Below are 12,522 nucleotides of genomic sequence, written 5' to 3'. Positions count from 1 at the left end.
ACAATCCTACATTTATAATTAAAAATAGGTTTTGTCCCTGTAAACATCTATATAAATAGATTATGGAATATATAATTAACACACCCTGAGTTATGGAAATACCAATCGCATTATACCTAAAAAAAAGACTCGGATCCTCTATATATTGATAAGTTAAAAAACCAAGAAACGGTATTATTAAATAAGTTATCCACTTATTTTTTAAAAGTTCTTTATAAAAAATAGAAAGAAAAATAAATTGTACAACTAAATAAAAATGTGATAGAAATAAATTGGGTTTGTGCAAAAATTTACCAACATAAAGTGTTATTAGTTGAATAACACAAGTTAAAAACAAATAAATAGTAAATATTTTAAAGGCTTTATTGTTTTCAATAAAGCCTTTAAAATAAAAATATGCGTTCAATATCAATAGAAATATTGTCGCTACGCTAAAATATAAAAAATAATTAGTATTCAATTTATAACATTAATTCAAAGGACTATTAGAATCGCATTCAGGAGGACAAGGATTTGTGAAATCATACACTCCACTCGTCGAGGGATCTGATGCCGATGATTTTAACGTAGTCGGAGTAATACCATCAATAGTACCATCAATAATATCTCTGTTAACTCCATCTACATTTTCTGTTCCTACAAAAATTATTTTTTCTGTATTACTATCATCAATCGCTAAATATCCTCTTATTTTAGAATTCAGATTATTAGCATTCGCTTGAGCTTGAGTAGCCGCAGCATCATCTAATACTCCTATTTCGTTTAGTACTTCTACAAAATCTACAGCTGGTATTAAAAATGCATTTACAGTATTAGGATGTTGAGATCTCCAATTTGCTGTCCATTGCGCACCAGTATCTTTAGGGATTGTGTTTTCGTTATTTGAATTCATTTTATATTTAATTTAAATTAGTAATAACAATTAGTTAAGTGGGCTATTAACATCACATTCTGGAGGGCAAGGATTCGTGAAATCATATATTCCACTGCTAATAATAGGATCTCCAAAAAAGTTTAATTTCACTTTATCCCCATCAATTTCTTCATTAATGATATCTTGATACACTCTTGTTTTTCGATTGTACTTAGTTCCTACAACTAATAACTTTTCTTCAGGAGTTTCATCTGGATTATCATTACCAATTGCCATATATGCTCTTACTTTCTTACCGTTAAGACAAGCCTTTTGCTGCGCTTTTTTTGCTACTTTATCACTTAGCAATCCCATTTCGTTTAGAACCTCTATCAAATCGACTGCAGGCATTAAAAAAGCATTACACGGGTTTACTTGTGGATTTTTAGGATCTTGGTACTTTTCTCTCCAAGCGGTAGTCCATTCTTTCGCAGTTTCAAGTGTTACTGTGTTTTGTAAATCAGGATTCATTTTTGTTTTCCTTTTAAATTAGTAATATGATTAAAATAAGCTTACAAAATATGGAGTATGGGTATGTAAATAAACATCTAACAAGATCTTTTAGCAGATAATTCTAATAAAATAGATTTAAATTAAATGTCCATAAATTTATAATAAATACAACTTAAATCGTGTAGTAAATATGAAAAATTACTTACTTCATATAACAAAACCCTTCTTTTAACTGAAAATCAAATAAATAACTACTCATTATCAGGAATTCTGAATAGACTATAAATAAAAAAAGACCCAACAAAGTCTAAAAAACATGTTAGGTCTTAAATATATTATTATTCAATTTTAATTAGGATCACAAGATGGCGGGCAAGGGTCTGTAAAATCATACGCTAATCCACCATTTCCATTTTTAGCAGTTAATTGTATTTTACTATTTGTTACAGGTAAAAAAAACCGTTGTTAGTTTATTATTCTTATTAAGTCCCCAAGAAAGATTTATAAACTCTGCTCTTTGGTCAATCATATGAGAAACTACATTAGGTTCTATAGAGAAATGACGTACACGCATTCCACCAAAAGAAGTTACTTCATTTATGTCTTGATTTGATTTTTGACCCCAAGAATTCATGTATTCAGCAGCTTCATCAAACCGTAAAATATGTTTCGCAACGGTAGGATCGGATATTAACTCTCTATTAAATCCGATAGTACTAATACCATTTAATTGATTGCTAATTTGTAAATCTTTATTCTGTTCCACCAATTCCTCTGCAAGAACACTACCGCTTGCATCAATACTTATTATTTTAACAAGCAGTTCATCGTCTATTACACCTGGTACAAACCGGATTTGATAGACATCTTTATGATCAAGGACGTTTTCTAATTGAGTAATAGAAATTGGATAATTCATTTCTTTTCCGGTAAAAATGCTTGAAAGATCTGCTTCTTGCCAATTCTTAGCGAATACATCTTCTGTAAAAGATTGATTTTCGTTTTCTGAAACTGTTTCTTCTTGTTGGCAAGAAGTGGACAATAAAAACCCTAAAGCAATTAAGATTTGAGTGAAGTGTTTAATTTTCATTATAAACAGGTTTTAAAATTAGTATTATTTAAAACTATAAAAAAAAATCACAAATTCACTTATCTTAATGGGGAAATTTCAAAATAACAAAAAACAGAATAACAATAACTTTCAGGAACTATGGGTAGTTTCTCTAGAGTCTATAAAAGAAATTGGCTTACGACTCATCTCTGGGAATTTTTTAGCTTTTAATGCTTCTTTAGAATTCAATACCAAATCTGGTACTACTCTAAGGTTTGCTCGTAAATGTTCTTTTAACTCTTTTTGTCGTAAAGCACTTAGAGAATCTGAAATATGAATCAATAATTTATCGGTTCCTAAGTCCCCAATAACTACTTCAATTATATACATACCCAATCCTTCAAAACTTGTGAGTACCTCGATCACACTTTGCGGATATAAAGTAGTCCCTTTATACTTAATCATATGCTTCTTTCTACCCAAAACTGGACTTAAACGCATGGTTGTTCTACCACATTTACAAGGCTCATGATGTGCTTGTACCATATCACCAGTAGTATATCGTAATAAAGGCATCGCTTCAATACCTAAGGTAGTAATCGCTAACTCTCCTACTTCACCTTCTTCTACTGCATTACCATCTTCATCTAAAATCTCTGCGATAATAAGCTCTGGGCGATGATGTCCTCCTCTATGTTCTGCACATTCTGTAAATGCAGTACTCATTTCTGTAGATGCATAAGTAGAATATAAGTCTATGTCCCACTTCTCTTTAATCTTACTGCCTAAAGTATTTAAATTAAAATCCTGATCTCTTAAAGGTTCTCCGATACAAATCGCAGCTTTAACCGAAGAATTTTGATAATCAATCCCGTGGGCTTCCGCATAGGAAATTAACTTTAGTAAAAAAGAAGGTACTACCACTAAATAAGTAGACTGAAAACGCTCTATAGAATCCCATTGTAATTCTGGAATTCCTGATCCTACACGAACCATTGCTGCTCCTAACTTTCTAGTTCCCAAAAAGTATGCAAGACCTGCCATAAATCTTCGGTCCAAAGTAGTAGTCAACTGCACCACATCTGTTTTAGTTACTCCTGCTGTTTCGAAAGAAGTTGCTTCATTATACGCCAATCTTTGTAGATCTTTCTCTGTAAGAGCAAACGTAACAGGTTTCCCTAAAGTTCCAGAAGTAGTTACATAATCAACAATTTCTGATTTAGGAACACATAAAAAATCATCGTTATACGCCTGTAAATCGTCCTTAGTAGTAATAGGAAGTTTTTTAAGATCATCAACGGTTTGGATATCTTCTTTAGAAATACCCAGATTAGCAAACAATCTTTTATAATACGGAGAATACTGAATAACAAAATCGATTAACTCTAGAAGTTTTTCATTCTGAAGATTCGATATTTCCGCTGGTGTAGATTGTTCTATATGTTGAGTCATTAACTTATATTTTTCGTTCACACTTCCTAATGTATTTCTCTATATTCTTTACATCAGGAACTGTAGTTACCTCTCTTTTCTGTGCTTGTTTAAAAGCTATCAAAGCTTTCTTATATTCTTTTTGCACATAATAATATTCTCCTAGTATATAATACGTTGTCCAATAATTAGAGTTTAAGCTTTGAAATTTTAAAAGTTCGTCTTCCGAAATCTTTTTTTCATTATCAATAGCGCTTTCAATTTTTCTACTTAATATTCTAAAAGCTTCATAATTGGCATATGTTTTAGTATAAATAAACTGATCTTCGGGAACATTTAAAGATTCTGTAGCAATCACTATTTCTTCTTTTTGTTGTTTCATTCTTCCAAAAACATCATCAAGATCATAGGCTACAAATTCTCCCATCTGATATGGATTGGTAGAAACCCATACTTTACGTTCTTCAGGTTGAAAAACTATTCCGTGATGCGCTAACATCTGGTTCAATGCCTTTTCATTACCATATCCTATCAATTTGTCATCAAGACCATCTCTATTTCTCAATATTGCTACTGCTTTTTCTGGAGTTAACTTATCATTTTCGGATAGTAACTCTTTCATTCGCTGATATCTATAAAAAGAATGACTCTCTTCTATAGCTTTTTGATTGCGTTTATCTTGCGTATAAGAATCACTCTGAAAATGATTAGAACAAATCAATTGGTCTGTATTTGGTACATTATACACTCCAAAATTATCAGGAGAAACTTCTATCAGTGCGGCTCTTTTATCCTTAGCACTGCCAATCATAATAGATTCTGAAACAAACACTTCTCTTTTCTTTGCTATTTCGATAGCTTCATCAATAGTAGAAGCATATTGTAAAATCTCTCTTGTTAGAATCGATATTGGGGTCTTTGCTATCAATGGAATTTTAGATTTACCTGCATTAATAGTAACCGTTAGTCCTTCTTCATTCATTCCTGATAGTGCTCCCATCATTCCGGCCCATCCATAAGTCATAAATTTATAACCATCAGAAGGGTTCATAAAAGTCACTAATTTTTCTTTAGAAAAGTCATCTCCTGCATAGAAATCAAAATTACGCCCTATTAACAATTTTCCATCAACTGTTTTGTCATCCCAAGCAGCAAAAGACGTACAACCGACTAACATCAAATCTTGTAATGCGTGCCCGATATCATGCGCTCCGTGTGCATATAACATTCTTACATAAGGTTCCGCAAAATCATTATAATCATTCGATGCATATCTGGAAACTCCATAAATTTCTGTTTTATACTCTTCTGGAACATTTAAATGTAACTTTCGATTATACCATGCTACAATTTTACTCAAGAATTTAAGGTAACTTTCTGAAGGAATCAATTCTGTTATTTTTCCAATAAAAGCATCTTCTTGAATTTTAATTAATTCTCGACTCAAGCTTCCAGCCGCCACTCCTCGTTCGAGCGGCTTACCTTCTAAATACATTTCCCATAATCCCTGTTTATTCTTTCGAAGCAGATTATTGTTTAATGTAAAAAAAGTTTCACTGTGTTTTATTCGAGTAGTATCTACATTTTCTATTCCAGAAATATCTGGTTTTGCAGCCAATGATTTCTTAACACCACAGGAAGAAAACAAGATGACAATAGATATAAAGAAAATATGATAACAAATATTTTTCATTATGACTCGGATAGTTCTTTTTCTGCCAAAGTATCTTTTATTCTTTGCAATAAATGTTCCTTACCCACTAATTCTCCACAAGTAACTACTGCGCTTATTGTTACTCCTAGTACTCCGTGCATATTTAATCCTTGACCAGTAAATAACAAATTAGGAATCCTAGTTCTCGGTGATAAAAATGATTTCATTGGATTATCTGCATCCTTTACAAAACCATACATAGAACCCTCATAACAGCCTATATAATCTCTATAAGAAAGTGGTGTAGAAGTATGAACAGATTTAATACAAGATCTAATATTTGGATATTTTTTTTCTATTTCTTTTAAATAAGCTTCAATTTTGCGTTGCTTAAATGCTTCATAATCTTCTCCTCTATCATTCTTTTCTGCAACAGTATTAAAGGTATGACTCCAAGGTTCCATTTCATCGAATCGCATATAAGCAATTGAAGTCAAATTTTCTGCATAACCTGGGTTTTTGAGATCTTCATTGGTAGTAAACATATATGCTTCCGGCCAATTCTCTTCGGCATAATCCTGAGTGGTCCATACTTGATCAAATGTTTTAGTATGGTAGTAGTTTTTATTGATATAAGGAAATGTTCCTTTTTCGAAAACTATATATAAACTGAAAGAAGAAATTATACTTTCTGTATTCTGAATTCTCTTATAATATAATTTTCTAAATCTTTCTTTACCAACAATCTGTAATGTAAGTTTTGGATCTACATTAGAGACAAAATTATCGGCATAAAAAGTATCTCCTTTGGTAGTGGATACAGAAACTAATTGATCTTCTTCAAAATTAAATTTATTTACTTCTTGGTATTTGTAAATTTTACCTCCAAGTGCTCTAAATCTTTTTACTAATAACTTCGCTATCTGGCTTCCTCCCTGAATACATCTCCAAGCGCTTTCCATATATGAATTAACGGATAATGCATGAACATAAAATGGTGTTTTTTCTGGGTCTCCTGCATATAGCAAATTAGAACCAGCGAGTACAGCTCTTAATTTAGGATCTTTAATAATACTATTTATATAATCCTTGGCCTTTAGTGTTAATAGATCTTCTCCATAATATCGATCTCCTTCATTTAAATTATACAATGGAAATCTATAACAAGTATCTTTTACCTTATCTACATACTCTTGAATCCCTTTTTCTTCTTCTGGAAAAAACTTTACTAGCTGTTTTACAAAATTATCATATCCCTGTGCATGTGGGTATTCAAATTCGTCATCATCAAAAGTAATGACATCATACGCATCGATATCCATTCTTTTAAGTTTTAGATCATCCATAATATCTAAATACTTAAAATACTGATATAGATTCTGGCCTTTATCTAAACCGCCTATATAATGAATTCCTGTATCGAAAATACTTTTATCTCTAACAAAAGTCTGTAAGTTTCCTCCGAATTGATTGTTCTTTTCTAATACACATACTTTCTTACCTTCTTTAGCAAGAATGTTTGCAGAAACCAATCCACCTAATCCACTTCCAATGATAATGACATCAAATTTTTCTTGCATGTGCTATATTCTATTCAAAACTGTTAATCCAAACTCTTGAACAACTACCTTAAATGTAGTTTTCAATGATTCGGAAAACAAATTATCTTCAGAGGTAACAATAATTCTTGTAATATCCTCTGACACTAAATTCTTTAAGTGTTGTGGTTGTAATGGTGTAGTTGTATGTAACAAAAGTACATCAAATTTTGTCGATGTCAAATCTTCATCAGCCACAAATTCTATTTTATTCCTAACCGTTGTATAACAGTTTTTTGCCACACTCAGTTTCTGAGGTTGAGTTAAGATTCCTTTTAATTTAGCATAGGGCCTTTTAAAAGCTAGGTGTAAAAGAAATTGACCATAATCATCACTATAACAAATCACACGATCTTTTTGCTCTATAAAACTCGCTGTTTTATAATATTGTTCCTTATTTGCTAAGTAATCAGTTTTTACTTCTCCAAAACAACTCTTGTATCTATAATTATTTAATAAAGCTTTTTTATAGTAATCAATTCCTTCTAAATCCTTCTGTAAAGCCGCATATTGCTCTTTAAAATAGGAACTTATTTTTTTAGTTCTGTCCGTATACCCATCTCCAAACTCTTTATCATCTAATTGAATTCTTGGTAATATTTTTAATTGAATAGCTCCATCATGAATAATAAAATCCCCCTTAGGAGAAACCTGCGAATTGCCAAGAACCACTACTGGTAATATATCTAAATTTAACTCTTGAGCTAGGTAAAAGGACCCTTTATGAAATCTACTCATTTTAGCAGTTTCTGTCCTACTTCCTTCAGGAAATGCTATTAAAGAATATCCTTGTTTGACTTTTTCTTTTAAGTGTTCAACCCCACCTTCAATACCAGAAGAAACTGGATAAAATCCAGCTAATTTTGCAGCCCTACCAAAAACTGGATTATCATAAACCCAATCTTTCACTAAATAGATCAGCTTAGGATACAACATTCCAATGGAGATAATATCTAAGAAAGATGAATGGTTAGCTATAATGATACATTGTTTACTAAAATCTTCGTTTTCTGGATTATATATACGTTTTTTTACAAAAGGATTAGAATATAATACAGATCCCATTAGCTTAGAAACCACTTTATGAAAAACCGCCATTTTCTTTTTCTTACTCACCGGAAACCATGGAATAATAAGGCTACTCACTAAGGAAACTATAAATCCGCCAATAATAAAATACCCAAAACTAAATATTGACCATAATGTTTGACGAATTCTAAGTGGAGTCAATCCTTTGTTTGCACGATTAGTAATAAATGTTCTAAATAACATTGGCTGGATAGTGAATGAAACCAACACTGCCGATAGAATACCAATTAAGGATACCGTAGATATAGAACGTAAAGCAGGATGTTTTGCAAAAATCAAAACCCCTACTCCCAAAATTGTTGTTATAACGGATAATAAAATGGAAGTTTTATATGTAGAAAGCTCTTTGACGGCATATGTATACTCCTTAATAAGCCCATTTGTTATAAAAATGCTGTAATCTACACCCAATCCAAAAATAAATGTGGAAATGATTACATTAAAAATATTAAAATCAATTCCTAGCATTTTCATTACTCCCAATGTGATTACCCACGTAATAGCAATAGGTAAAGCAGTAACCAAAGTAAGCATTGGATCTTTATAAAATAACAACAGTAATAGAACTACAGCTATCAAAGAATACCCTATTAATGAATTAAAATCATTCTTTAAGTTTCCTAATAAATTTTCATTCAACTGTTTCCTATCAATAACAACAGTATTCGAAATCTTATTAAGTGAAGCATTAATCTCATCCGCCTTTAGATGATCAACCTTAATTGCTGAAACAACAGTCGAAAAATCCTTTTCACTAGTTACAAACTCATCAAGGTACAGTTCTTTTATATTTTGGTATTCATTAAAACCAATTGGATTAATTTCTTTATTTAATGCTGTATAAAATTGAGTAAATGTCTCTGGTTTAAATCCAAGAACACTCCCTTTTTCTATTAATAAACTAGTTAAAGAATCTTTCCGTTTTTTTGTCCAAAACTCATCCCAAAGAGCTATTTTTTCTATTTGAGCTTCTTTAGAAAGCACAACTCCTCCAACAGAGCTAAAGTTTATCAGTTCGTTATTTGATTTCTTTTGATCAAGAGTTTCAAATAATTTATTATTTGCGTTTAAAGCTTCATTTAATGAAGAGCCATAAGAAACTAGATAAATTGATTTTGCTTTATTGTTATTTATTCTATCTAGATCTTCCTCTGCAGCTACCAACTCTTCTGGCTGGTAATTCATAGTACTCAAATCCGTATTAAAACCAACTTTATGAAAAAGAAATAATCCGACAATAAATACAACACTTATAATAGAAATTAAAACCTTATTTTTATGAAAATCAATTTGAGATATTTTATCTATAAAAGTTTTTCTATTTGTCTTTTTACTTTCTGAAAAACGATATACCTGTGGTATAAAAATTAATGCAAAAACAGATGCCCCAACTACACTTATTGCTGCAAAAATCCCAAGATCATTTAATGCTTCTGACTTTACAAAAATCAAACATAAAAATGCAACTGCTGTAGTAAGACTACTCATTATTACAGGCATAGAAACATCTTTATATAATTCTCTTACATTGTTGTTATTTCTAAAATGAGTAAGAATATGTAATGAATAATCTAAAGTAATACCCAGCAAAACAGAACCAATTCCTAAGGAAATAGCAGAAATTTTTCCTTTAATTAAATAGAGGACCGCAATTGCTATAATTGCCCCGAATATAGTAGGCGTAAAAATAATAAGCGGAACGGCGAGTTTACGGTAAAAGAAAATTAATATTAATAATAATATTGTCATAGCAATACTAACCGTAAGTTGTATATCGTTTTTTATTTGTTTAGCATTAGCTACCGCATACAACGTAGCTCCAAATAAAGTAGCATTAGCTGTTTCTGAGTGTTTCTCGTTAAGATTACTAGTGATATTTTTTAACTTCTCTACAAAAACAGTATTCTCTCCTGTCTCATTTGTTGCTAAAGCAGGAGTAAGAAATAACAACAAATTTTTTCTGTCTTTAGTAATTAAAAAACCATTGTATAAATCATAATTATCTCCTAACTGAAGTTGGGCAAGTTTTTGGAGTCCTATAGGCGTTAACGACAATGGGTCTTTTACAATATACTTCCTAGTAACAACACCTGCTGGAGAAATCACAGATTTATAATTACTCTCTATGACCTTGGCTATAGAATCAGGATTAATCTTTTTCTCTAAATTATCATAATCATCCTTAGTAAGAAAAAAAGGAAGGTGATCATATACAAAATCGTACAACTCCATCACATTATCATCTCCTACTTTACCTTGTATCTTTTTTACATATTTAGAAAGATGTGTATTTATAGAATCAATAAAAGTAGTAGCATACTCGGTAAGATCATCAGGGTTTTCTCCTTTGTTAGCAATATTGACTACAATTTTATCTGAGAACGAAACCGTTTTTAAGACTTTTTGCGTGACTTCTGATTTATCACTATTAGGAATCAATCTAGTAATATCTTCCTCAAAACCTATACGACTTGCCAGAAAGGCAAATATTGTAATACAGCCTATAATTATTGGCCAAGCAATTAATCTATTCTGTTTTATATATTGATATAATGAAAGAAATAATTTATGCATCTATTGCATTACTTTTAGAATTGCGAGAGCTAAAATACAAATACGCAATGACTCCTGAAATTGATGAAACTAATGTTGCCAAAATAAAGCTTCCCAAGACATATTGACCTAAACTTTTAAAAACATCGGTTCCTGATTTTATATCTTCAATATTTAAAGTTGCATCCATTTCTTTACCCATTGCAACTGCTCCTATCTGATAACTACCATAGATAATAAAAGGAATCAATGGAGGAATACTAATATTAGAAAACAAAAAGGCAATAGTTCTATTTAATTTAAGAGCGATCGCAAGAGATATGACTAAAATCGTTTGAAAACCCCATAAAGGTGCTATCCCGATAAAAAGACCCAAAGCTATTGCACTTGCTTTTTTTATTGGCGGATCATCACTCCTTAATACATTTTCTCTCCAATATTGCTTAAATCCTTTTTTTTTTACTCTATTAATAAGCCGTTTTGGTAAATAAAAAAACAAGGTTAAAGTAACCAACCATGTATTAAGAATACTAATACGCGTAAAATCTTTAAACGGTCTAAAGTGAGATACTCTTTCGGTTTCATCGTATAATACCTGTACTGGTATATTACGAACTTCTACATTTCTCCAAGCCAACTTAACGATTACTTCTATCTCTAATTCGAATTTTGTAGTAAAAAGTTTAAGCTTAGCAATCTCTTTAATTGGATACAACCGATATCCAGACTGTGTATCCTTCAGTTTTATGCCCGTCTCTATATAATACCAAAAATTAGAAAATTTATTCCCAAAACTGCTTTTACCCGGCACTGAAGGATCATCCATGTTTCTTGATCCTATTAACAGCAAAGAATTGTCCTTATCCTGTTTCTCTAATTGATCTAAAAACAGTGGTAAATCGCTAGGAAAATGTTGTCCATCACTATCTATAGTAATCATATAATCATACCCCAATTTACTCGATTGCTTAAACCCTTCTCTAAGCGCCATTCCTTTCCCTTTATTTTCTGGAAAAGTTATAATAGTAAATTGATTCTGGTAATTTTCTAAAATACGAGAAGTATTATCTGTAGCACCATCATTAATTATAATGATACGATCCGTGTATTTCATTACTCCTTGGATAACTCTATCCAAAGTATTCTGATTGTTATATGTGGGTATGAAAACACAACAATTTAGTGTCTCGAAACGAGGATCATATAAAGTAGTTTCAGTCACAGTGCTATTTTTTCAGTTGCAAAAATAGTATAATTATATTTTGAATTATTACTGTACTGAAAATAATAAAAGAACTATAATGATTATTTGTTAAAAGCTTTAGAAGTAGACATAAAGCCCTTGATGAATTTTTTTAATTTAGGAGATGATATTTTTTCCACATTATTAGTCAAAAAACTCTTGTCTTCATCTATATCTTTATAATATCTAGTGATCTTGGGAGCACTGCTTTGCACGCTCAATCTTATCATCCTAAGCTCAATATTATTGGGCTCGGCCTCAATAGCTGTCTCGATCAATTTTTTACCTTTTCTAAAAAAGGAAATTTTATCCAATTTTCTATCTGCATAAGATGCTTTTAAAGTTAAGGCACATCCGTGATACGCAGATAAAACAGGTTTATTTTCGAAATTTATTTTCTGTGTAGTTTCAAAAAATTTATCTGTATTCTCTTTTGTATCTTTAGCATGTCTATATAAATTTCTTACTTCTGTAATATCAACAGTGCTGGTATTTACAAAAAACAGACTCATAAACAATACTAAAAATTTCATACTC

The 12,522-nt window shown here is 31.0% G+C and carries 9 protein-coding genes; all 9 read right to left on the bottom strand.

The features are described 5' to 3' along the window. Positions 1-469 precede the first annotated feature (469 nt). The 9 genes from NMK29_RS06640 to NMK29_RS06600 all read right to left on the bottom strand — a co-directional run bounded on the left by NMK29_RS06640 (position 470) and on the right by NMK29_RS06600 (position 12,518). Positions 470-892 (bottom strand): hypothetical protein, encoded by a 423-nt coding sequence (locus tag NMK29_RS06640; protein WP_108803137.1) that lies wholly within the window; start codon positions 890-892, stop codon positions 470-472. A gap of 30 nt (positions 893-922) precedes the next feature. Then, a complete protein-coding gene (locus NMK29_RS06635; RefSeq protein ID WP_108803136.1) occupies positions 923-1,384 on the bottom strand; it encodes a hypothetical protein in 462 nt (153 codons plus the stop codon). 418 nt (positions 1,385-1,802) lie between these two features. Beyond that, positions 1,803-2,456, bottom strand: coding sequence for a hypothetical protein (locus tag NMK29_RS06630; RefSeq protein WP_254097183.1), 654 nt, complete (start codon positions 2,454-2,456; stop codon positions 1,803-1,805). A 111-nt stretch (positions 2,457-2,567) separates the two neighbouring features. Continuing rightward, on the bottom strand, positions 2,568-3,869 hold the full coding sequence (locus NMK29_RS06625) for a phenylacetate--CoA ligase family protein (protein WP_027392735.1): 1,302 nt from the start codon (positions 3,867-3,869) through the stop codon (positions 2,568-2,570). A 4-nt stretch (positions 3,870-3,873) separates the two neighbouring features. Next, positions 3,874-5,541 (bottom strand): C45 family peptidase, encoded by a 1,668-nt coding sequence (locus NMK29_RS06620; protein ID WP_108803134.1) that lies wholly within the window; start codon positions 5,539-5,541, stop codon positions 3,874-3,876. Beyond that, positions 5,541-7,082: an NAD(P)/FAD-dependent oxidoreductase gene (locus tag NMK29_RS06615; protein ID WP_108803133.1), complete on the bottom strand. Its 1,542-nt coding sequence runs from the start codon at positions 7,080-7,082 to the stop codon at positions 5,541-5,543. The genes NMK29_RS06620 and NMK29_RS06615 overlap by 1 nt, the downstream gene beginning before the upstream one ends. 3 nt (positions 7,083-7,085) lie before the next feature. After that, the gene (locus NMK29_RS06610) at positions 7,086-10,763 is read right to left on the bottom strand and encodes a 1-acyl-sn-glycerol-3-phosphate acyltransferase (protein WP_108803132.1); all 3,678 of its coding nucleotides are present in this window, start codon (positions 10,761-10,763) and stop codon (positions 7,086-7,088) included. Then, positions 10,756-11,964: a DUF2062 domain-containing protein gene (locus NMK29_RS06605; protein ID WP_255411765.1), complete on the bottom strand. Its 1,209-nt coding sequence runs from the start codon at positions 11,962-11,964 to the stop codon at positions 10,756-10,758. The genes NMK29_RS06610 and NMK29_RS06605 overlap by 8 nt, the downstream gene beginning before the upstream one ends. An 83-nt stretch (positions 11,965-12,047) precedes the next feature. Next, positions 12,048-12,518 carry a hypothetical protein gene (locus NMK29_RS06600; RefSeq protein ID WP_108803131.1) on the bottom strand — a complete coding sequence of 157 codons (471 nt, stop codon included), beginning with the start codon at positions 12,516-12,518 and terminating at the stop codon, positions 12,048-12,050. Positions 12,519-12,522: the final 4 nt, after the last annotated feature.

The sequence above is a fragment of the Aquimarina sp. Aq107 genome (genome assembly GCF_943733665.1).
Taxonomy (GTDB): domain Bacteria; phylum Bacteroidota; class Bacteroidia; order Flavobacteriales; family Flavobacteriaceae; genus Aquimarina.
This window is presented reverse-complemented; position numbering and strand designations above follow the sequence as displayed.